Raw genomic sequence first — 21,537 nt, 5'->3', positions numbered from 1 at the left:
CCCGCCGGGTCATGGCGCACCGTTGTTCTGCGGTTTCGGTCGGGTGGGGGGATTTCTTATGCGAATTGTTTTGATGGTTGCGGTTGTGCTGCTGCTCGGGGCTGTCATCGTCCTGCAACAAAGCACCGGTGTGACGGTGACCGATGCATTAGGCACGGTCATGCGCTGGCCGCTCGAACAGAGGCTTGCGGCACTGCTGCTTGCCGCCATTGCGGTGTTCCTGCTGATCGCGAGCTTCTGGCAGGCCGACAAGGTCGCGCGGCAGGAGCGCGCGCTCGACATCCTGCAGAAGCGCATGCACGGCCTGCGCGACCAGACCGCCGCGGCCGAGGAGGATCAGGGTCGCACCGATGCCGCGGTCGCCCATCTCGTCGGCAGCGATCCGAATGCTGTGATCGACGAGGTGCAGGCCCGTCTGAAGGAGGCCGAAGCCCGGACCGCCGAGCAATCGGCGCAGAACGAAGCGGTCGATCTGCAAAGCCGGATCGACGAGATCCGCAAGCGTCAGCAGGCGCTGCGCAAGCAGCTCGGCTCGGTGTCGGAGAAGCGCCGCGTCATCGAGCCGATGCTGGGAGAAGTGAAGGAGCGGCAGGCCCTGATCGAACGCGCGCTCGGTGACCTCGAAAAGGACGAGACCGGCAAGGGGCTCGATGTCCGGCTCGAGGAGACCGAAGGATTTCTGAATCGCGGTCATACACGGCTCGACAATCTGGAATCCGTCTTCGGCAAGTTCGAGCAGGTCCGCGACCGCATGCGGCAATTGCAGGACGACCTATCGCCGCTGCGCAGCCAGGAGGCGGGCATCAAGCCGCTGGTCGAGCAGGTCGCCGCGCTTCAGAAAGAGGTCGATACGACGCTCCTGTCGCTGGAGAAGGACGACAGCGGAACGATCGGCGACCGGCTCGACCGCCTGTCGAAGGACAAGAACGATCTCGAACGGCGCATCGCGGCCCTGAGCGAATGTTTCGGCTCGCTTGAATCCATCCGGCGCGATATCGGTGCTCAGTTCGAGCGGCTGAATGCATCGCTAGGCACGCATCTGAAGCGGTAACCGGACAGCCTATGCTCCTGATCGATCCGCGCGACGGCGATGTCGAGGACGATGCGTCGAGCACCAAGGGCCGGTCGCTATTGTCGCTCGCCGGCACGCTGCTGGCCGAGATCAGCCTGCCGAAGCTGATCGCTGCGTGGTTTCTCCTGGTGGTGGTGCCGAGCCTGCTGCTCGGTCTTGCGCCGCTGATCGTCGCTGCCTGGCTGTCGAGCATTCCGCGCGGCATGGCGTCGGCCTATGGCGGGCTTCTGACATTTGGCGTCCTTGTCACGGTGCTCGCCATCGGCTGGTTCGGCGGGCGCAAAATCTTTCGCGCCGTGGAGCAGGCGTTCTGGGCGCTCAACGCCACCGCGGTGCAGCCGATTTATGCGCTGATCCGCGAGACCATCCGCCATGTTGCGGAGATCGCGCTGTCGCATTGGCTGGACGAGGCGCGGCGCGCGCGGCTGCGCGGCTGGAGCGCGGCCGCCGCCGGTCTCTTGCTTTGCGCATTCTCGCTGTTCCTGGTCTGGCTGATCGGGCCCTATACGCGCTGGACCGCGCATTTTTCCGATCTGCTGACGCCGCTGCAACTGGTCCGGCCCGCGCTTGCCAATGCCGGCGTCATCCTGTTCGCCTATGGGGCGGCGGCGGTGTTCGTCTGGGGCCTCGCCGATGCCTCGATGGACCAGCCGCGCGGCTGGTCCGATTTCGTCGATGGGTCGCTGCTCAGGCGCAAATGGCGCATCGTGCATCTCTCCGATGTGCATGTGGTCGGCGAGCGCTACGGCTTCCGCCTCGAAAGCGGCCGGCTCGGCGCGCGCGGCAACGATCGCTTTGCACGGCTGCTCGACCAACTTGAAGCCATGCATGCCGAGAAGCCGTTTGACCATATCCTGATCAGCGGCGACATCACCGATGCCGGCCGCTCCGCCGAATGGGCGGAGTTCTTTGCGGCGATCCTTCGCCATCCGAACCTTGTCGCCCGCATGCTGATCCTGCCCGGCAACCACGACATCAACGTGGTCGACCGCTCCAATCCGGCGCGGCTCGACTTTCCGACCAGTCCCGGGCGGCGGCTGCGCGAAATGCGGATGCTGTCCGGGCTTTGCGCCGTGCAGGGCGCGCGCACCCATGTCGTCGATCTCGGCAAGCGGCGGCTCGGCCCGACCGTGCAGCAATGGCTCGCGCCGCATGCCGCCGACATTGCCAGCTTCGCCGACACCGGATCGCTGCGGCTGTCAATCGGGCTCGCGCAGGTCTGGGCCGAAGCCTTTCCGGTGGTGCTGCCGCCCGAGGACGACGGGGGGCTTGGCATCATCCTTTTGAACTCCACCGCGCTGACGCATTTCTCCTTCACCAATGCGCTCGGCCTGATGTCGGCGGAGCAAACCCGCGCCATGCATGCCGTGGTCCGGCAGTTCCCGAAGGCGCAATGGATCGTGGCCCTGCATCACCATATGGTGGAATATCCGGCGCGGGCGCTGAAGCTGTCGGAGCGGATCGGCACCGCGCTGATCAACGGCTCGTGGTTCGTGCGGCAGGTGCAGCGCATCGCGCGGCGCGCCATCGTCATGCACGGCCATCGCCATCTCGACTGGATCGGCCGCTGCGGCCGCCTGGTCATCGTGTCGGCGCCGTCTCCGGTGATGGAAGCGCGCGACACGGACACCACCGCGTTTTACGTGCATACGCTGGGTGTGGACGAAGCCGGGCGCTATCTGATGGCGCATCCCGAGCGGATCGAGATCGCGGGGACCAACGGATAGCTTCGTCACCTTCGCTTCTGCAGAATCCGGTAGGCCAGCGAAAGGTCGAGCGCGGTCAGCCCCTGTATGACCGCGAACACGCTTTCATCGGCGCTGCGGCGTCCGCTCCAGCGGTTATTCGCGACGTCGCCGATGCCGGTGATACGCGCCGCGATGCCGGCTGGGGTCAGCGCCCCATCCTTGACCCAGGCGGCGAGATCGCCCTGGTAAAGCGCATAATCGAGATCGTCGACGAAACGATGCGCGGCGTTGTGCCAGACCCCGTTGTCGAATTCCGGTCCGCCGCCCATCGACAGCACCGTCGCGCCGGGATTGATCCAGTCCGACTGCACGATCCGCTGCGGCGCGGTGGTGATGGTCACGACGATGTCGGCGCCCCGCACCGCAGCCTCGATGGATTCCGCGACCGTGACGCGCGTGTTGCCCACATTGGCCGCGAGCCGCTCGGCGGACGCGCGGGTGCGGGATGCGACCGCGATGACTTGGGGTGCGCAGAGTTCCCCGAAGGCGCGTGTCATATGCGTGGCGATCGCACCCGCGCCGATCAGCGCGATGCGCGGGTTCGGGCGCGGCGTGAGCCAGCGCGCGACCACGGCGCCTGAGATGCCGGTGCGAAACGCATAGAGCCAGTTCTCTTCCAGAAACAGGATCGGCGCGCCGCTTTGAAGATCCCACAGCATCAGGCGCGGATGGCCGCGCGACGAGAGCCGCGCTCCGGCGATGCCGTCAGCTTTCAGGACCGCGCCCTTCAGCTGGATGCGGTGCGGCGGGCCCGCCACCCGCATGGCCGACGGCGTGGAGGGCTCGACGTCGCCGTTACCCAGCGCCTTGTAGGTCGCGGCAATGACCTCGGCGGCTTCGGCGATCGACAGCGCGTCGATCGTCTCCGCCTCGGATATCATGCGCATGACGAGGCCTCTTCGTACGGTCAGACCAGGATCTTGCCGCCGCGCGTCAGCGTCTTGCCGTCCACCGAGATTTCCGGATAGCGGATCACGCCTTCAAGGCGGAGCTTGGCGTGGCAGGTGCCGCCGAGCGCCATGGTGTCGCCCATGCCGATATGCGATGTGGCGTACATCTTCTTGTCGGTGCGCATCCAGCCGGTCGGCGTCACTTTCGGATTCAGGCCGATCGAGATTTCCGCCGGGCAGTTATAGCTGTTCCTGTCGCCGTGCTTGTCCAGGATGTCGCGCCAGATCGCAGCTTCGCGTCCGCCCTCGATTTTCGTCACCCAGCCATTCTCGACGGTGAGCTTGAGGTGCTGCTTGATCGCGCCGACCGAATGCGCGGTGAGATCGAACACAATGGTGCCGTTGCCGGTGCCTTCGACGGGGCAGACATGCGCCTCGCCATCCGGAAAGGCGCAGCCGCCGCCGCCGCCGGGCTTGAGCTGCACCGGCATGCCGGCGATCGAGCGGCCGGGCCGGCCCTTGATGCTGGCGGTGAGGTTCGTGCCGTTCGGACAGGTGACGTGGCAGGTCTCGCCTTCGGTGAAGATTTTGGCGATGCGCAGGCCGACTTCGTTGAGCGCCGCATAATCGGCGCCCGCGGGTCCGTCCGGCGACAGCATCGCCGGCGTCAGCTCCTCCATCAGCAGGTGGCGCTTGCCGTTGTCGATCAGCTCCTCGGTGATGGTCGCATGCGCCATTGCGGTCGATGTCAGATAGACGATCAGATCGAGTTCGGGGTCGAGCGCGGCGCGATGGATTGCGCTCACCGGATTGGACGAATGCGTGGCGCGGGGCTCCATCACGCCGACCGCGGCTTCCATGCCGAGCTCCTTCGCGGCCTTGGAAAAGCCCTGCCAGAGCACGGGATCCATTTTGGTGTCGGTGATGACGAAAATCTTGTCGCCGGCCTTGGCATTGAGCTTTAGCGGCGTCTGCATCACCTTGGCGATCTCGTCCACGGAATAGGTCATCTCGTCTCCTTCAGGCGAAGCGCACACGTCCATCGCGCAACCGGCTGCATCGTTGCAAGTGATCCTGGTGCCCGCTTTTCCAGCGCGCTGTTCGGCAAACTTTTCAGCAATCTTGGCAAGCGTGGTATCAGTCCGCTACATTCCGTTCAACAAAAGCATTTTCCACTGAACGGAAAAACGAAACATGGCGAAAGCTGAGTTTGAAGGCCGCGTCGCCATCGTCACCGGCGGCGCTGGCGGGATCGGAACGGCCACGGTGCGGCGCTTTCTCGATGCAGGCGCGAAAGTGGCGGCCTTCGACCGCGATCAGGGGCGGCTCGATCAGCTCAAGGCGTCGTCGTCCGGCCCGCTCTCCGTTCATTGCCTCGACGTCACGCAATGGGACGCCGTGCGCGACGCGGTCGACGCGGTCGAGCAAGAATTCGGCCGGATCGACATTCTCGTCAATGTCGCGGGTGGCGGCTCGCCGACCACGATCCAGAGCGCAACGCCTGAGGATTGGGGCCGCATCGTCGGACTGAACCTCACTGCGCCGTTCTATTGCATCAAGGCGGTGGCGCCGGCGATGCGGCGCGTTGGCGGCGGGGCGATCGTCACCGTGGGCTCGCTTGCGGCATTCCAGATGTCGTTCAATAACGGCGTCAGCTACACCGCGGCGAAATCCGGCGTGCTCGGGCTCACCCGCCACGCCGCCTTCGAACTGTCGCGCGACAAGATCCGTGTCAATGCGGTGCTGCCCGGACCGGTCATGACGCCGCAGATGGACGCCAAGATCGATGCGAAGAGCCGGGCGGCGGTGCCGAAACAGGTGCCGCTCGGGCGCTGGCTCGCGCCCGACGAGATCGCCGACCCGATCCTGTTTTTCTGTTCGGACGCCGCGCGCGGCTGCACCGGCACCCATGTCATTGTCGACGGCGGTCTGCATATCGGCGCGCAATACGACAGCGAGACCTATTTCAGGAAGCGCGGGGAATGACGGAGCACCGTCCCGCTACTTCTTCTCCGTCTTGTTCTCTGTCTTGGCAAGGTCGGCCAGCAATTCCTTGTTCTCGGCGATCTCGTCCGAAAGCATCTTTTTGAATTCGGCGGGCGACAGCGGCATCGTGTCGGCGCCGAGCTTGGCGAAACGGTCCTTGGCTTCCGGCAATTGCAACGCGGCCACGGTCGCGGCGTGAATCTTGTTCACAATGTCGGCCGGCAAATTCTTCGGTCCGAACAGCCCGACCCAGGCGCCCATGCGCATCTTCAGCCCGCTCTCGCCGATGGTCGGCACGTCGGGGATCAGCGGCGAGCGCTTCTTGGCGGTCGAGGCGATCGCGATCAGCTGATTGTTGTCCATGAAGGCGCGGCCAGAGGCGAGCGGTGCGATCACGAAATCGACCCGGCCCGCGGCCGCGTCGCCGATCGCCTCCGGCGCGCCGCGATAGGGAATATGCGTCAGCTTGATATTGGCGGCGGCGCGCAGCCGCTCGACCTCCAGATGCGAGGCGCTGGCGACGCCGCTCGATCCGAACATCACGTCGCCCGGCGCCTTGCGGGCCTTCTCGATCAGATCGTTGATCGACTTGATGCCCTTGGACGGCGAAACCCACACCACTGCGGGAAGGTCAGCAAGCGGCACGATCGGAGTCAGATCCTTCTCGGTGTCGTAGGGCAGCGATGTCTGCACCGCCGGCAGCGAGGCGATGGCCGAGGAGGTGACGAGCAGGCGATAACCGTCCGGTTCGGAATTTGCGACCACATTGGCTCCGATCGAGCCGCCGGCGCCCGGCCGGTTCTCGACCACGACAGTCTGCTTCAGCGTGGTCTTCAGCCCGTCGGCGACGGTGCGCGCGATCAGGTCGGTGCCGCTGCCCGGCGTGATATTGACGATGATCGTGATGGGCCGGTTCGGATAATCGGCCTGCGCAACGGCCGGACCGGCCAGGGCAGCGAGTGCGGCGGCTGCGGTGATGATGCGTTTCATGGTGGCTTACTCCCGTACTGTCCTGACGATGGTGTTACGATCCCTGCGGCTTGCGTCCGCGCACCTCGACGCCCGCGATTGTCTCGAAATGGCGGACCATCTCGGTGAGATCGCTGTCCTTGCCGATGTCGTCGGTGATGACGCGCCAGAGCTGCGCGACCCGTTCGCCGATGGGAGTTGCCGCCTGCGCCGCATGGCCGAGCTCGCAGTAAAGCTCCATGTCCTTGATGCCCATGGCGACCGGGCCGCCATAGGCAAATGTGCGCGGCAGCACGGCCTTCGGAAACTTGTCGACGGTCGCGGAGTTGCGCCCGGTCCCCGCGTTGATGACCTCGATCAGCGCATCGGCTTCGACGCCTGCCTTCACGCCGGCCACCATCGCTTCCGAGGTGATCATCATCGCGGTCAGCGACAGCGCGTTGTTGACGATCTTCGCCACCTGCGCGAGGCCCGGCTTGTCGCCGACCGCGATGGTGCGTCCGGCGAGCTTGTCGAGCACCGGTGCGACCTTCGCGCGCGCCTCCGGCGAACCGGAAAGTATGCAGGTGAGCCTGCCTTCGCGCGCCCAGCTCGGTCCGCCGCTGACCGGCATGTCGAGCGTGTCGATATTCGCTGCCGCGAGATTTTTTGCGATGGTCCCGACGGTTTCGGGTCCGATGGTCGAGCATTCGATAAAGATGCGGATCGCCTTGCCGTGAACGACGCCGCGCTCGCCGCAGGCGACCTCACGGCTGATCTCCTGCGCCGGCAGGCAGGCGAACACGATCTCCGCGTGATCGGCGACCTCGCGCGGGGTTGCAGCCGCCACCGCACCCTTCGCGATGAGCGGGGAAAGCCGCGCCGCATCCGGATCGCACACGACAAGCGGATAACCGGCTTCGACCAGGCGGAGCGCCATCGCTCCGCCCATGTGACCGCAGCCGATGAATCCGAGCGAAGCGGTCACGCTTTTTCTCCCGCCGCAGCTAGTTGAATTTCAGGTTGAGGTCGCGGACCAGCTCCTGCCACAGCTCCTTCTGCTCGCGCACCATCGCCAGCACCTCCTGGGGCGAGGCCAGCGTGATCTCGTAGCCGCGCTTCAGGAAGCCGTCCTGAATGTCGGGCTCCTTCACCACGGCCTGCAGATCGTTGCTGAGCCTTTGCACCACGGCGTCCGGCGTACCGGCGGGGGCGGCGACGAAGAAGCGAACGGTACCGGACACGTCACCAAGGCCGGATTCCTTCAGCGTCGGAACGTCGGGCAGCACCTTGGCGCGGGTTTCGTTGGCGACGGCGAGCGCGCGCAGCTTGCCTTCCTGGATCAGCGGCAGCACCGACGACAGACTGAGCGTGCCGAAATCGAGCACGCCGGACATCAGGTCGGTGATCGCCGTGGCCGAGCCCTTGTAGGGCACGTGGGTGAACTCGACCTTGTTGAGCTTGCCGAGGCGCTCGGTGGCCAGATGCTGCGGCGAGCCGACGCCGGCCGAGGCGAAGTTCACCTGCCTGGGCCGCGCTTTTCCTTCGGCGACCAGGTCGGCGATGGTCTTGTATTTGGAATTCGGGTTGGTGACGATCACCGCAGGCGACTCGGCGACGCCGCCGACATAGGCCAGCTCGGTGAGCGGATCGTAACCGAGATTCGGGAAGACCGACGGATAGATGCCGACGATGGTCGCCTGCACGATCAGGGTGTAGCCGTCGGGCTTCGACTTGGCGACGGCCGCCGCGCCGATATTGCCGCTGGCGCCGGGCCGGTTGTCGACCACGATCGGCTGGCCGAGCTTCGCCGAATATTTGTCCTGGATCAGGCGCACCAGAATGTCGGTTCCGCCGCCGGGCGGGAACGGCACGACAATGCGCACCGGCTGGGACGGAAACTGCTGGGCTGTGGCTTCTTGTCCGCCCAGCAAAGCCAGGCCGGCAACGATCAGTGCGAACAGGCGCATCGTGATTTCCTCGCTCCTCCCGCGCCGGCATATGCCGGCGCACGTTCTTCTGTCTTGGCCCGATCTGTGCCGCAGTTCCGCTCAATGGTCAATAATTCCGATAATCGGAAAATAGGTTGACGGCGGCCGGCGCTTCCGTAGGCTGGCTTCAGCTGGGAATCGCGGAGAAGAAGGACGATGCGCCAGATCGAGCGTGGCGTAGCTCACACGACGGCGGCAAGGATGCGCGATGCATCCGCGGCGGGCACGGTGGCGCGCGTCGTGCAATTGCTCGCCTGCCTTGCGGAAGCCGACGGCCCGGTCTCGATCAAGTTTCTCTGCCAGACGCTGAAGCTGCCGGCGAGCACCGTCCATCGTCTGCTCGGTCTTCTTGCCGAGCAGGGCATGGTCGAGCGCAGCGCCGACCGTCCGAATTATGCGCCTGGTCTCGAACTGGTGCGGATCGCCTCGCTCCTCGCCTCAAAGGTGCGCATCGTGGACGTCGCCAAGCCCTTCATGCGCGCTGTGGTGCAGGATTGCGACGAGACCTGCTGCCTTCTGCAATATGTTCCGGAACGCCGTCAGGTGATGGCGCTGCATGCGGAATTCTCCTCGCATCCGCTGCGTTACCGGATCGAATTCTATCAGCCGCATTCGCTGCTCTGGGGCGCGACCGGCCGCGCGGTGCTGGCCTTTCTGCCGCAGGACGATATCGATGCGGCGATCCGCAATGAAGACCGTTCGCCCGCGACAGGGGCGCCGCCGCCTGCCCGCAAGGCGCTGCTCGCCGATCTCGCGGCGATCCGCAGCCGCGGCTACGCCATCACCCACGGCCAGAAAATCGAAGGGGCGGTCGGCATCGGTTCCCCGATCTTCAATTCCGAGCGGCGTGTGGTCGGCAGCCTGTGCATCACGATTCCGCAAACGCGCTTTACCAAGCGGGCAGAGGCGCGGCTGTCCGAACTTCTGATGCGCCGCGCCGGCGAACTCAGCAGGGCGCTCGGCTATGAGCCGCAGCCGCAGGCGGCGGAGTGAGGGGATCGAGCAAGCCTGCTATATTCTAGCTCTGGCGCTTCTGCGTGCCCTGCAGGAACAGGTCGACCCATTTCAGCGCCGCGTCTTCTTCGGCATTCTTGCGGCGGGGCAGAGTGACGGCGGCGCTGTTGCACAATGCGAGCACGGCGTCGGCGGCGACATCGATATCGAGGTCGCTGCGCCATTCGCCACGTTCGGCGCCGTGGATGAAAATCTTTCTCCAGATCTGGCGATAGGCGCGCGCCAGCGTGTTCAGCTCCCTCACCACGCCCGCGGGAAGATTGCGGCGCGAGAAGGCAAAATTCTCCACATAGGCGCGCCGCTCGCTGGTCAGATGCGCCAGCATGCCGGCCCGCACCATGGCGGCCGCCGGGCCGCCTTCGGCCAGAATGCCTCGCAGCCTTTCGCAGAACTCCACGGCGCTGATCCGGCACATATCCTCCAGCGCAGCCTCCTTAGAGGGGTAATAATGATAGAGGCTGGCCGGCTGCATACCGAGCCGTTCGGCAATCTCCTTCATGGTGGCGTTGAAATAGCCGCGTTCGGAAAATACCGCTGCCGCCGCATCCAGGATTTCGCCGCGGCGGCGCTCCTGCTTCTGTTTGACATGGGGGGAAGGCTCGCGGGCCGCCGCCGTCTTCTCCATCCGCCTTGCCGTCCGTGCCGCCTTGGCCGTCATCGCAGATCTCTCCGAAAAATCGAATTTCGATTTGAATTTTAATGCGAGCCTACGTTAGGATAGGCGATACGTTCCGGCAACGCCGAAGCGAGGGGAGGGCGCGTATGGACTATCGCGACGTGACATTTCCGGCCGCTTCGCGCGAGCAGGTCGCGGCGATCCAGAAGGCCCGCAAGCGCCTGGCGTTCGAACGGGCAAGGCTGTCCCCCTTCTACAAGGGCCGGCTCGATCACGTGAAGGCCGACCATCTCGACCAACCCGAGGAATGGCGGAAAATTCCTGTCCTGACCAAGGACGAGCTGCGCAACATTCCGGCGGAAGGCTTCCACGACGCTTTCGCCATCGCACCCGATACGCTTGCGGTCGAATATTGGCGTTCGGGCGGGGCGACCGGGCGGCCGCTGTTCTATCCGCGCTCGGCGGAGGACATGGAGGTGGCGCTCGAGATGTGGCGCAGGCTCTGGCTCTCGGCCGGCTGCAACAAGGACGACAAGGCCCATATCTCGTTCCCGATGGGCATTCATCCGGTCGGCCAGCTTTATGCGCGCTCCGGCGAAATGCTCGGCATCGGAACCATCTGGGCGGGATCGGGCAACAATACGCCGTCCGAATTGCAGCTCGATCTGATCCGAACCCTGCGGCCGAGCGTCTGGGTCGGCATGCCGAGCTACGGCCTGCAGCTTGCTTCGCTCGCGCAGAAGCAGGGCTTCGACATCTCCGAATGCGGCGTGTGCACCATCCTGTGCGCCGCAGAGCCCCTGTCGCTGCCGAAGCGGCAGAAGCTGGAGCGGTTGTGGGGCGCGAAAGTCTACGATCAGTTCGGCTGCACCGAAGGCGGCGCTATGGGCTCCGAATCCGACGCCCATGACGGCCTGCATCTGTGGTCCGACCTGTTCTTCATCGAGGTCGTCAACGAGGCGACGGGCGAGGCGGTGGCGCCGGGCGAGGCCGGCATTCTCCTGATCACGCCGCTCTTCACCAACACCATGACGCCCTTCCTGCGCTGGAGCACGGGCGATATCGGCGTTCTCAAGGAGCGCGGTGCAACCAAGGGGCCGCTGTCGGTCTATCCGGTGTTCCAGCATGCGGCGCGCACTGCCGGCTTCTTCAAGGTGAAGGGGATCAACATCAACCACGCCGATTTCGAGGACTTCATGCACCGCAATCCGGCGGTGATCGATTTCCGGCTCGAAGTGCATGACCGTTCCGGCATCGATGCGCTGCTGCTGCAGATCGAATTGATGCGCGGGGCCGATCATCATGCGGAGGCCGCGAAGCTGATGAATATGCTCAAGACCGCGTTCGAGGTGACGCCGCAGCTCGAAATTCTGGAAACCGGACGGCTGGCGCAGCTGTTCCTGACCGATGTGAAGGCGCGCCGCTTCGTCGACGGGCGGAGCCGGTAGTAGTAACGTCATGCGCGCGGGCTTGACCCGCGCATCCATCTTCTCGATCGATGGATTGCCGGGTCAAGCCCGGCAATGACCGAGAGGGTCAGTCGGTCCCCCACACCGCGCGCGCGAGTTCAGTGACGCGGGAAAGCTTCGCCCATTGCTCGGCCTCGGTGATGGGGTTGCCGCCGGCGCTCGACGCAAAGCCGCATTGCGGACAGACGCCAAGGCGCTCCTGCGGCGCGTGTTGCGCGGCCTCGTCGACGCGGCGGCGCAGCGTGTCGAGGTCTTCGAGCGCGCTGGTCTTGCTGCTGACGAGGCCGAGATAGGCGCGCTTTCCGGCCGGCACGAAACGCAGCGGCGCGAACGAGCCGGCGCGCTCCGAGTCATACTCCAGCAGGAAGCCGTCGATTCCGGGCGTCGAAAACAACCGCTCCGCGATCGGATCGTAGCCGCCCTGGCCCATCCAGTGGCCTTTGTAATTGCCGCGGCACAGATGCATGAGCACGGCGAGATCGGACGGCTTGTCGCGGAGCGCCGCGGCGATCATCTCGAAATAGAAGTCCGTCAGCGTCACCGGGTCTTCGCCGCCGGCCTTCAGCGAAGCGCGGATCGACTCGTCGCAGAGCAGCGCCAGTGCGACCTCGTCGAACTGCACCGCGTGGCAGCCGGCGCGGTAAAGCTCGTCGATCTCCTGCCGGTAGATCGCGCAGAGGTCGTCGGCGAGCGCATCGCGATCGCGATAGCAGGCTGGGTCCATGCCGGCCTTGCCGGCGAAGAAATGCAGGATGCTCGGCGTAGGAAGCGTGACCTTGGGCGTGCGGGTGGTCAGGCCGGCGAGAAAGCGATAGTCCTCGACCACGATCGGATGCTTGCGGGCGAGCTTGCCGGTGACGACGGGGCCGAACCAGGTGGCCTCATGGCCGCCGAGGCGGAACATCAGCTCGGCCTTCTTCAGTTCGATGCCGGAGAGCGATTCGACAAACCCCAAAAACCACGAACCGCGGCGAAATTCGCCGTCGGTGACGTTCTGCAGCCCGGCCTGCTCCTGATGCTGCACCGCGTCCGCGATACAGGCCGCCACCGTCTCCTCCAGCTCCGCGCCATCGATCCGGCCTTCCATATGGGCCCGGTGCGCCTTTTTCAGTGTGTCGGGGCGTAGCAGGCTCCCGACATGGTCGGCGCGCGGCAGATGGATCATGCGTGGTCCTCCCTTTGTCCGCAGGCTAGCAGGCCCCGGAAGAAATTCAAATACAGATTCGAAAAAATATGCATGATGGAAATCGTCGGGACCGGGCTTGACCCGGCCATCCGCGTCTTGTTGAGAACGGGAGGGCGGATGCACAAGGCCGCGGAGCATGGGACGCTGCAATGAGCCTTTATCTGGACGACCTGAAAGCCGGTCAGCGCTACGAGACGAAAAGCCGGACAGTGACCGAGGCCGAGATCATCGCTTTCGCGAAAGAATTCGACCCGCAATATTATCACGTCGATCCGCTCAAGGCGCAGTCTTCGGCTTTCGGTGGCCTGATTGCGTCGGGCTTTCATACGCTGAGCCTGTCGATGCGGCTGTTCTTCGATCTCGATCTGTGGCCCGACGCCATCATCGCCTCGCCCGGCATGGAACAGGTCAAGTGGCTGAAGCCGATGCGGCCAGGCGACACCATCCGCGCCGCCGCCGACGTCATCGAGGTGCGGGTGTCGTCGTCAAAGCCCGATCGCGGCGTGGTGGTGATGGATCATCCATGCTGGAACCAGCATGACGAGATGATCCTGACGCTGCGCTGCGCGCATATGTTGCGGCGGCGCAAGGCGGCCGGTGCTTAGCACCGTCGGACGCAAGTCCGCCATGCGCAGCCGCGCTTTGCGCCCCGGCCGTGGCGTATAAGATGACCGCAAGGCCACGAACCAAGCGGCGGCAAGGCGCGGAGGACAGGGCATGGCAGCGGCGCTGGACAGAACCTACGACGGCATCATCATCGGCGCGGGACAGCATGGCCTCGTGCTCGGCTCTTACCTGGCGAAGGCCGGGCTGAGAATTCTCCTGGTTGACCGCAGGCTCACCTATGGCGGGGGGCTGTGCACACGTGAAGTCACGAAGCCCGGCTTCTACCATAACCTGCATTCGATCAATCATTTCAGCATCAGCGACACGCCCTGGTTCCGTGACCTGAACCTCGCCGACAAGGTCACCTACATTACCCCGCGCTATGAATTCGGGCAGGCGCATCTCGACGGCACCGCGCTGGTGCTCGGCCGCGACCTTGAGGAAACCGTCGCCAATATCGCGCGATTTTCGAAGAAGGACGCCCAGACCTTCCGCGACTGGAACGCGCGCGCCGAGGAGATGACGGCGAAGATTCTCATTCCCGAACGCTATGCAGAGCCTCTGCCGCAGGCCGAGCGCGAGGCGCTGTTGTCCCGGACTTCAATCGGCCGGGACTTTCTGGCTGTGACGCAGCGCCAGCCGCTCGATCTGGTCGAGGAGCTGTTCGAGAACGAGCACGTCAAGCTCCTGTTCCTGTTCAAGGTGTCGCTGTTCGGCACCTGGCTCACCGACACCATGTCCAAGACAAGTCCGATGGGATCGGTGATCCGCGCCTTCGACCTGCAGACCGGCTATCAGCTCTGTCAGGGCGGCTCGTTCAATCTGGCGCGCGGCCTGATGGAGACTTTCATTGCCGCCGGCGGCATATTCCAGCCCCAGGTCGCAATCGAAAGGATCGTCGTGGAGGGCGGCCGCGCCGCCGGTATCGCGCTGACCGATGGACGTACGGTTCGCGCTTCGCAATTCGTTGCGAGCACGATCGATGTCCATACGACGCTGGAAGGCATGCTGGGCCGGGAGCAGTTGCCGGAGCATTTCCGCAAAAAGCTCGACAATTTCAAATACACTGCCTGGACCCTGTTCGGGCTGCACCACGCGCTGCACGAAAGCCCGTCCTTTGCGGCGGCGGCGTTCGATCCCAATGTCGACCGCGCCCTCAAATGGAGCCTCGGTGCCGACACCATGCAGGATCTGTTTGCGGCACATCAAGACGTGCAGGCCGGACGTGTGCCCAAGCTTGTCCAGTTCGGTTCGGGCCCGCTCTCTCTGCTGGATCCGACCCAGGCGCCTCCGGGCAAGCACACAACCTATGCCTGGCACGTCATGCCGCTGCTCGACGAGATGAGCGATGCCGATTTCGAGGCCTTCAAGGAGGAATTTTCCGACCGGATCGAGGAGGTCTATGCGCGCTATTGCCCGAACATGACGAAGGATAACATCATCGCCCGCCATGCCTATACCGCGCGCGACTATGTGCTGGAACTGCCGAACATGCGCGGCGGCGACATCTTCATGGGCGCCTTCAATGCCGAACAGGTCATGTACAACCATTTCGGCTATCGCACGCCGCTGCCGAATTTCTATTACGCCGGCTCGGGCGCGCATCCGGGCGGCGCGATTTCCGGCGGGCCGAGCTATATCGCGGCGGGCATCATCGCGCGCGACCTTGGACTGAAGCCGTGGTGGATGCCGTGGGATGCGCGGCATTCGCTGGAACAGCTCGCAACCTCGCAGGCGGCCTGATATGACTGTTCAGGCTATGCCGGTACCCGGCAGCGCAACGGACTTCGGCTCGCTGAGCGGCCGCGTTGCCATCGTCACCGGGGCGGGGCAGGGGCTCGGCCGCGCCTTTGCCAAAGCCTTTGCGCGCAGTGGCGCGGTTGCCGTGATCGCCGAACTGAATGCGGCGAAAGGCGAGGCGGTGGCCAAGGAGATCGCCGATGCGGGCGGACAGGCGCTGGCGGTTGCCACTGACGTCGCGTCGGAGGACTCCATCGCTGCCATGATCGCGGCTGTCGAGCGCCGCTATGGTCGCATCGATATTCTGGTCAACAATGCCGGAATCTTCTCCACCCTCGAGATGCGGCCGTTCGATCAGATCCCGCTCGACGAATGGGAGCGGGTGCTGAAGGTCAACGTCACCGGCCCGTTCCTGTGTTCGCGGGCCGTGCTGCCGGCGATGCGCCGCGCGAAATGGGGCCGGATCGTTCACATGGCGTCAGGCGCGGTGACGATGGGGCGGCCGAATTATCTGCATTACATCGCGTCGAAGGGGGCGCTGGCCGGCATGACCGGATCGATGGCCCGGGAGCTTGGGCCTGACGGCATCACCGTCAATGCGATCCTCCCGGGCGCGACCTTTACCGAGATCGAGCGCAAGACCGTCAGCCCCGAGCAGAAGGTCCGCATCGTCGCGCAGCAATGTATCCCGCGCGCCGAGACGCCAGACGACCTCGTCGGCACGGTACTGTTCCTGTCGTCCGATTCATCCGCCTTTCTGACCGGCCAATGCCTGACGGTCGATGGCGGGGCCACACACCGATAAGCGAAGGAGACTTTCGATGACCATCCATCCGCGCCTGAAGGCATTCAACTTCCAGGACTGGATCGAGCGCAACAAGAACAACCTGAAGCCGCCGGTTTCGAACAAGCAATTGTTCGACGAAAAGACCGGCATGGTTGTGATGATCGTCGGCGGCCCGAACAAGCGGGTCGATTTCCACGACGACCCGGTTGAGGAATTCTTCTACCAGCTCAAGGGCGACATGATTTTGAAGATTGCCGAGGACGGCAAAATCTACGACGTCAAAATCAAGGAGGGCGATGTCTTCCTGCTGCCGCCGCATGTGCGCCATTCGCCGCAGCGGCCTGTGGAAGGCTCAATCGGCCTCGTGGTCGAGGGCACCCGCACCGACGAGATGCGCGACGGCTTCGAATGGTTCTGCTTCAATTGCGGATCGCTGGTCCATCGCGTCGAGGTGCAGGTCAAGGATATCGTCAAGGATCTGCCGCCGCTGTATGAGGCATTCTATGCCGACGAGAAGGCGCGGACCTGCCCGCAATGTGGTACAGTACACCCCGGCAAGACACCGCCGGAGGGCTGGGTGGAGATGTAGCGACATGGGGTTTCACGTGCCCGAGCGGGACAGGCCGGCCCGCGCAACCCTGAGGTGAGTGTCGGACTTGCGGGTTAGTTCAGGAGGCCCGCCTTAACATGATGCAATGAACAAAGCCGGCGCGAAAAATCGCGCCCGGTCCCTCTCCTTCCGTTGCCGTCGCGGCTTGCAAGCGCGGGCGCTTGCCCTATAGATTGCGCCCCAACAAATGCGCGCAAAGCGCAACGCCAGAGGGAGCCTAGGATGTTCGAGAAAACAATCGTATCGGCCGCGATCCTCGCCGCCACGGCAGGGGTTGCGACCTCCCAGGAAGTCAAGGTCGGGGTCGTGCTGCCCTATACCGGGATCGGCGCCGAACTCGCCCAGCAGATCGACCGCGGCATGGAGCTTTATCTCAAGCTCAATGCCGACAAGGTAGCACCCTACAAGATCAGGCTGATCAAGCGCGATGCCAAGAATCCGGGCGGCGCCGACGCCCGCACCGCGACGCAGGAGTTGCTGACCCAGGACAAGGTCGATGCGCTGGCCGGCTGGGTCTATTCGCCGAATGCGATTGCATCTGCGCCGATCGTGACCGCCGGCAACAAGCTCGCCGTGCTGATGAATGCCGGCACCGCCCATATCACCAATATGGCGCCGCAATATGTGCGCACCGGCTTCAGCATGTGGCATTCGGGTTATGCGCTGGGCGAAGCCGCCGCCAAGCAGCTCGGCGCCAAGACCGCGGTGGTCGGCTATACCGACTTCCCGCCCGGCAAGGACAGCCTCGCCGCCTTCAAGAATGCGTTCGAGAAGTTCGGCGGCAAGGTGGTCGACGAAATCCCGATGGGCGGCGCGGGCGCGGTGCCCGACTTCACGCCGTTCTTCCAGCGCGCCAAGGACAAGAAGCCCGACGTTTTCTACGTGTTCGTCCCGGCCGGCGACCATGCGACCGCGGTGACCCGCACCTATGGCGCGCTCGGCATGAAGGACGCCGGCATCAAGCTGATCGGCCCGGGCGACATCACCCAGGACACCAAGCTGCAGGCGATGGGTCAGTCGGCGGTCGGCCTGACAACCATGCATCACTACCACGCCTTCCTCGACAATCCGGAGAACAAGCGCTTCGTCGAGGCCTGGAAGAAGGAATATGGCGAGAATTCCACGCCCGACTTCATGGCGGTCGGCGGCTATGACGGCATGGCAGCCATCGTGCATGCGGTACAGGCCACCAAGGGCAAGATGGACACCGAAGGCGCGCTCAAGTCGCTGCGCGGCTGGAAGTTCAACTCGCCGCGCGGTCCGATCGAGATCGACGCCGAGACCCGCGACATCATCATGAACGAATATCTGTCCGAGGTTGTCATGAAGGATGGCAAGCTCGAGCAGAAGGTGATCGGCATGATCGAGGCCGTGAAGGATCAGTGCAAGGTACAGCAGATCGGCCCTTGCGCGACCAAGAAGTGACGGATCGTTAGACGGCTGTTTCAAGGCCGCCGCTACGCTTTCCGCGTTGCGGCGGCCTTGATCGGTTCCGGGGCGGGGATTTGCTTTCGTGATCTTTGGCGTTGACGTCGTCAGCATCCTTCTCGGCGGGCTCGCCGCCGGCATGGTGCTGTTCATCGTGTCGGTCGGCCTGTCGATCACGATGGGTCTGATGGGATTCGTCAATCTGGCGCATGGCGGCTTCGCCATGCTCGGCGGCTATGTGATCGTTTTGTCGGTTAACAGGCTCGGCGTGCCCTTCATACCGGCGCTGGCGCTCGGCTTCATCGTCATCGCCGCGGTCAGCGTGGTGTTCGAGCGGGCATTCTATTCGCGGCTCTATCGCGCGGCCGAACTCGACCAGGTGCTGTTCACCATCGGCCTCGTCTTCGTCATGATCTCCTCGGTCACGCTGATCGTGGGTCCTGAGAACCAGCCGCTGATGCTGCCCTCCTGGCTGCAGGGCCAGATGAATCTCGGCTTCACCACCTACCGCACCTACAGCATTGTGCTGATCGTGGTCGGCACGCTCATCATGCTGGGGCTGTGGCTCGGCTTCGAGCGTACGCGGATCGGGGCGCAGATCCGCGCCGCCGTCGATAACCGCCGCATGACCGAATCGCTCGGCATCAACATCAACCGACTGTTCACCATCGTGTTCGCCTTCGGCAGCGGCATGGCGGCGCTCGGCGGCGGACTGGGCGCGGAATTTCTCGGCCTCGATCCGCAATATGCGCTGAAATATCTCGTCTTCTTCCTGATCGTGGTCGCGGTCGGCGGGCTTGGCCGCATCACCGGCGTGTTCGTCGCCTCGCTCCTGATCGGCGTACTGGACTTCGTCCTGAAGAAATACATCCCGCAGGGCGGCACCCTGTTCATCTTCGCCCTGACCATCCTGCTGCTACTGTGGCGGCCGCAGGGCCTGTTCGGACGGAAAGAAGCATGATGACGTCGGACGCCGCGCGCAGCTTCACCGAACGCCATCGCCTACGCTGGTGGGAGCCGATTCCGTGGATTCTGGCGATCGCCTATTTCTTCGCCTATCCGAACCATCTCGGCTTCGGCACCGAATTGCTGATCGTGATCCTGTTCGCGCTCTCGCTCGATCTGGTGCTCGGCTATGCCGGCATCGTCACGCTGGGACACGCGGCATTTTTCGGGGTCGGCGCCTATACCGTCGGGATGATGGCCAAGCACGGGCTCTGGAACGAGCCGATATCGAGTCTCGTCGTTGCCGCGATCATGGGCGCTTTGTGCGGCCTTGCCTCGGGCCTGGTGCTGCTGCGCACCACCGGGCTGACGCTGTTGATGCTGACGCTCTGCACCATGCTCTTGCTCGAGGAGGCCGCCAATCTCGGCCATCACTGGACCGGCGGCTTCGACGGTCTCGACAGCGTGCCGATCCCCCCCTTGTTCGGCGTGTTCGCGTTCAGCCCGCTCTATCCGACCACGCAATATGTCTATGTGCTGTGCGTGCTGTTCCTGAGCTTCGTGTTCCTGCGCACGCTGGTCTATTCGCCGTTCGGCCAGAGCCTGACCGGCATCCGCGAAAATACGCTGCGCATGCATGCGGTGGGTGCGCCGGTGCGCGAACGGCTTGTGATCGCCTATACCATCTCGGCGGCCATTGCGGCGATCGCGGGCGGGCTATGGGCGCAGGCCAATGCCTATGTGAATCTCTCGACGCTGAGCCTCGACCGCGCCGCGACCGTCCTGATCATCCTCGTGCTCGGCGGCTATGGCCGGCTGTACGGCGCGTTTGTCGGCGCGGTGGCCTATATGGTGCTGTCGCATTATCTCGCGAAAATCTATCCGACCGCCTGGCAGCTCGGGCTCGGGCTGATGCTGATGATCATCGCGCTGTTCGCGCGCAACGGCATTCTCGGCATCGTCGATTCGCTGCTCAACCGCCTGCGAAGCCGGCGCACCGTGTCGTCATGACGCAAACGCTGCTCGAAGCCCGCAATGTCGGCAAGAGGTTCGGCGCGCTGGCCGCGGCGAGCAATATTAATTTCCGCCTCGAACGCGGCGCTCGCCACGCCTTGATCGGCCCGAACGGCGCCGGCAAGACCACCTTTATCAATCTCCTGACCGGCGTGCTTGCGCCCACCGAAGGGCAGGTCTTCCTGAACGGCGAGGACGTGACGCAGGTCGCCCAGTCCGAGCGCGTCAAGCGCGGCATCGCCCGCACTTTCCAGATCAACCGGCTGTTTCGCGGCCTGTCGGTGCTGGAGAATGTCTATATCCCCGTCGCCGAGCAGTTTGGCGCCGCCCCCGACATGTTCCGGCCCGCCGGCATGCGCAAGGACGTGATCGACGCGGCGATGGCGCTCCTCGAAATGCTCAAACTGCAGGACGATGCCGGCCACAAGATTTCCGAACTGCCCTACGGCCGCCAGCGCCTTGTCGAGATCGCGATTGCGCTCGGGCTCGCGCCGAAGGTGCTTTTGCTCGACGAACCTGCGGCGGGAGTTCCGAGTGCGGAAAGCCACATCATCCTCGATGCCATCGGGCAATTGCCGAAGGAGATCGGCGTCCTGATCATCGAGCACGATATGGATCTGGTGTTCCGGTTCGCCGAGCGCATCACCGTTCTGGTCGGCGGACGCATCTTTGCGGAAGGCACGCCGAAGGAGATCGGCGCCAATGCCGATGTCCGCGCTGTCTATCTGGGGCAGGCGTCTCATGGCTAGCGCGCTGTCCTGGAAAAACCTGTCGGCTGGCTACGGCGATACCGTCGTGCTCGAAGACATCAATCTCGATGTGGCTGCGGGCGAGAGCGTCAGCATCATCGGCCGCAACGGCGTCGGCAAGACCACGCTGCTGGTCACCGCCATGGGCCATACCGAAATCAAGAGCGGCGACGTGATGCTTGACGGCAAGCCGATCACGCAGTTGCCGGTCTACCAGCGCGCGCTGAACGGGCTCGGCCTCGTGCCACAGGAGCGTGAGATTTTTCCCTCGCTGTCGGTGCGGGAGAATCTGGAGATTGCAGCACGGCCCGGCTACTGGACCGAGGCGCGGATTTTCGAATTGTTCCCGCGGCTGCGCGAACGCTTGACCAATATGGGCAATCAGCTCTCCGGGGGCGAGCAGCAGATGCTGTCCATTGCCCGGGCGCTGATGACAAATCCGCAGGTTCTCCTGATGGACGAGCCGACCGAGGGCCTCGCGCCCGTGCTGGTGGAGACGCTCGCCGACGTGCTTGGCAAGCTGCGCGACGAGGGCGCGCTCACCATCGTGCTGGTGGAGCAGAACAGCCGGGTCGCGCTTGCCTTTTCGCCGCGCACGGTGGTGATGGACAAGGGCCGGGTGGTCTATGACGGCCCATCGCAGCCGTTGCGCGACGATCCGGAACGGCTGGCGAGCCTGATCGGCGTCAGCGAATAGAGGCCGGAGCTGCGACAACGTTTGCGATCCGCGCAGGGTCG

At 64.4% G+C, this 21,537-nt stretch carries 21 protein-coding genes; 14 read left to right on the top strand and 7 right to left on the bottom strand.

The window, feature by feature from the left end; all coding sequences use genetic code 11:
- Window positions 1-58 precede the first annotated feature (58 nt).
- Together ACK41X_RS01480 and ACK41X_RS01475 are read left to right on the top strand one after the other, a co-directional pair.
- Window positions 59-1,051, top strand: a complete 993-nt coding sequence (locus ACK41X_RS01480) for a hypothetical protein (RefSeq protein ID WP_409718387.1) — start codon at window positions 59-61, stop codon at window positions 1,049-1,051.
- 11 nt (window positions 1,052-1,062) lie between these two features.
- On the top strand, window positions 1,063-2,799 hold the full coding sequence (locus ACK41X_RS01475) for a metallophosphoesterase family protein (RefSeq protein WP_409718384.1): 1,737 nt from the start codon (window positions 1,063-1,065) through the stop codon (window positions 2,797-2,799).
- 5 nt (window positions 2,800-2,804) lie between these two features.
- Here ACK41X_RS01475 and ACK41X_RS01470 read toward each other — a convergent pair whose 3' ends face one another.
- Window positions 2,805-3,707 carry an NAD(P)-binding domain-containing protein gene (locus tag ACK41X_RS01470; protein WP_409718381.1) on the bottom strand — a complete coding sequence of 301 codons (903 nt, stop codon included), beginning with the start codon at window positions 3,705-3,707 and terminating at the stop codon, window positions 2,805-2,807.
- A gap of 20 nt (window positions 3,708-3,727) precedes the next feature.
- Window positions 3,728-4,720, bottom strand: a complete 993-nt coding sequence (locus ACK41X_RS01465; protein ID WP_409718378.1) for an aminopeptidase — start codon at window positions 4,718-4,720, stop codon at window positions 3,728-3,730.
- A gap of 184 nt (window positions 4,721-4,904) precedes the next feature.
- On the opposite strand from ACK41X_RS01465, the gene ACK41X_RS01460 reads away from it, so the two are divergent.
- Window positions 4,905-5,696 (top strand): SDR family NAD(P)-dependent oxidoreductase, encoded by a 792-nt coding sequence (locus tag ACK41X_RS01460; RefSeq protein WP_409718375.1) that lies wholly within the window; start codon window positions 4,905-4,907, stop codon window positions 5,694-5,696.
- 15 nt (window positions 5,697-5,711) lie between these two features.
- Here ACK41X_RS01460 and ACK41X_RS01455 read toward each other — a convergent pair whose 3' ends face one another.
- The 3 genes from ACK41X_RS01455 to ACK41X_RS01445 are packed head-to-tail and all read right to left on the bottom strand — an operon-like array spanning window position 5,712 to window position 8,614.
- Window positions 5,712-6,686: a Bug family tripartite tricarboxylate transporter substrate binding protein gene (locus tag ACK41X_RS01455; protein ID WP_409718372.1), complete on the bottom strand. Its 975-nt coding sequence runs from the start codon at window positions 6,684-6,686 to the stop codon at window positions 5,712-5,714.
- Window positions 6,687-6,720: 34 nt separating this feature from the next.
- Complete coding sequence (locus ACK41X_RS01450; RefSeq protein ID WP_409718369.1) at window positions 6,721-7,632, bottom strand: NAD(P)-dependent oxidoreductase; 912 nt, start codon at window positions 7,630-7,632, stop codon at window positions 6,721-6,723.
- Between the two features lie 19 nt (window positions 7,633-7,651).
- A complete protein-coding gene (locus tag ACK41X_RS01445; protein WP_409718366.1) occupies window positions 7,652-8,614 on the bottom strand; it encodes a Bug family tripartite tricarboxylate transporter substrate binding protein in 963 nt (320 codons plus the stop codon).
- A gap of 222 nt (window positions 8,615-8,836) precedes the next feature.
- Here ACK41X_RS01445 and ACK41X_RS01440 point away from each other — a divergent pair, with 222 nt between their 5' ends.
- Complete coding sequence (locus ACK41X_RS01440) at window positions 8,837-9,628, top strand: IclR family transcriptional regulator (protein ID WP_409718363.1); 792 nt, start codon at window positions 8,837-8,839, stop codon at window positions 9,626-9,628.
- A 25-nt stretch (window positions 9,629-9,653) separates the two neighbouring features.
- On the opposite strand, the gene ACK41X_RS01435 is transcribed toward ACK41X_RS01440, so the two are convergent.
- Window positions 9,654-10,307: a TetR/AcrR family transcriptional regulator gene (locus ACK41X_RS01435; RefSeq protein ID WP_409718360.1), complete on the bottom strand. Its 654-nt coding sequence runs from the start codon at window positions 10,305-10,307 to the stop codon at window positions 9,654-9,656.
- A gap of 104 nt (window positions 10,308-10,411) precedes the next feature.
- Between ACK41X_RS01435 and ACK41X_RS01430 the strand changes: the two genes are divergently transcribed.
- Window positions 10,412-11,713, top strand: coding sequence for a phenylacetate--CoA ligase family protein (locus tag ACK41X_RS01430; RefSeq protein WP_409718357.1), 1,302 nt, complete (start codon window positions 10,412-10,414; stop codon window positions 11,711-11,713).
- An 88-nt stretch (window positions 11,714-11,801) separates the two neighbouring features.
- Here the strand turns inward: ACK41X_RS01430 and ACK41X_RS01425 are convergent, their stop codons facing one another.
- Window positions 11,802-12,899: a 5-methyltetrahydropteroyltriglutamate--homocysteine S-methyltransferase gene (locus ACK41X_RS01425; RefSeq protein ID WP_409718354.1), complete on the bottom strand. Its 1,098-nt coding sequence runs from the start codon at window positions 12,897-12,899 to the stop codon at window positions 11,802-11,804.
- Between the two features lie 170 nt (window positions 12,900-13,069).
- On the opposite strand from ACK41X_RS01425, the gene ACK41X_RS01420 reads away from it, so the two are divergent.
- The 9 genes from ACK41X_RS01420 (at window position 13,070) to ACK41X_RS01380 (ending at window position 21,496) form a co-directional block, all read left to right on the top strand.
- Complete coding sequence (locus tag ACK41X_RS01420; protein WP_409718351.1) at window positions 13,070-13,525, top strand: MaoC family dehydratase; 456 nt, start codon at window positions 13,070-13,072, stop codon at window positions 13,523-13,525.
- A 112-nt stretch (window positions 13,526-13,637) separates the two neighbouring features.
- Complete coding sequence (locus ACK41X_RS01415) at window positions 13,638-15,269, top strand: phytoene desaturase family protein (protein ID WP_409718348.1); 1,632 nt, start codon at window positions 13,638-13,640, stop codon at window positions 15,267-15,269.
- 1 nt (window position 15,270) lies between these two features.
- Window positions 15,271-16,071, top strand: coding sequence for an SDR family NAD(P)-dependent oxidoreductase (locus ACK41X_RS01410; RefSeq protein ID WP_409718345.1), 801 nt, complete (start codon window positions 15,271-15,273; stop codon window positions 16,069-16,071).
- Between the two features lie 16 nt (window positions 16,072-16,087).
- Complete coding sequence (locus ACK41X_RS01405) at window positions 16,088-16,642, top strand: 3-hydroxyanthranilate 3,4-dioxygenase (RefSeq protein WP_409718342.1); 555 nt, start codon at window positions 16,088-16,090, stop codon at window positions 16,640-16,642.
- A gap of 243 nt (window positions 16,643-16,885) precedes the next feature.
- Complete coding sequence (locus ACK41X_RS01400; RefSeq protein WP_409718339.1) at window positions 16,886-18,088, top strand: ABC transporter substrate-binding protein; 1,203 nt, start codon at window positions 16,886-16,888, stop codon at window positions 18,086-18,088.
- 88 nt (window positions 18,089-18,176) lie between these two features.
- Window positions 18,177-19,052 carry a branched-chain amino acid ABC transporter permease gene (locus tag ACK41X_RS01395; RefSeq protein WP_409718336.1) on the top strand — a complete coding sequence of 292 codons (876 nt, stop codon included), beginning with the start codon at window positions 18,177-18,179 and terminating at the stop codon, window positions 19,050-19,052.
- Window positions 19,049-20,047, top strand: coding sequence for a branched-chain amino acid ABC transporter permease (locus tag ACK41X_RS01390; protein WP_409718333.1), 999 nt, complete (start codon window positions 19,049-19,051; stop codon window positions 20,045-20,047). The genes ACK41X_RS01395 and ACK41X_RS01390 overlap by 4 nt, the downstream gene beginning before the upstream one ends.
- Entirely contained in the window at window positions 20,044-20,799 is a 756-nt protein-coding gene (locus tag ACK41X_RS01385; RefSeq protein WP_409718330.1) for an ABC transporter ATP-binding protein, read from the top strand. Before ACK41X_RS01390 ends, ACK41X_RS01385 begins: the two co-directional genes overlap by 4 nt.
- The gene (locus tag ACK41X_RS01380; protein ID WP_409718327.1) at window positions 20,792-21,496 is read left to right on the top strand and encodes an ABC transporter ATP-binding protein; all 705 of its coding nucleotides are present in this window, start codon (window positions 20,792-20,794) and stop codon (window positions 21,494-21,496) included. Before ACK41X_RS01385 ends, ACK41X_RS01380 begins: the two co-directional genes overlap by 8 nt.
- Window positions 21,497-21,537: the final 41 nt, after the last annotated feature.

Source organism: Pseudorhodoplanes sp., from assembly GCF_046289595.1.
Classification (GTDB): domain Bacteria; phylum Pseudomonadota; class Alphaproteobacteria; order Rhizobiales; family Xanthobacteraceae; genus Pseudorhodoplanes.
This window is presented reverse-complemented; position numbering and strand designations above follow the sequence as displayed.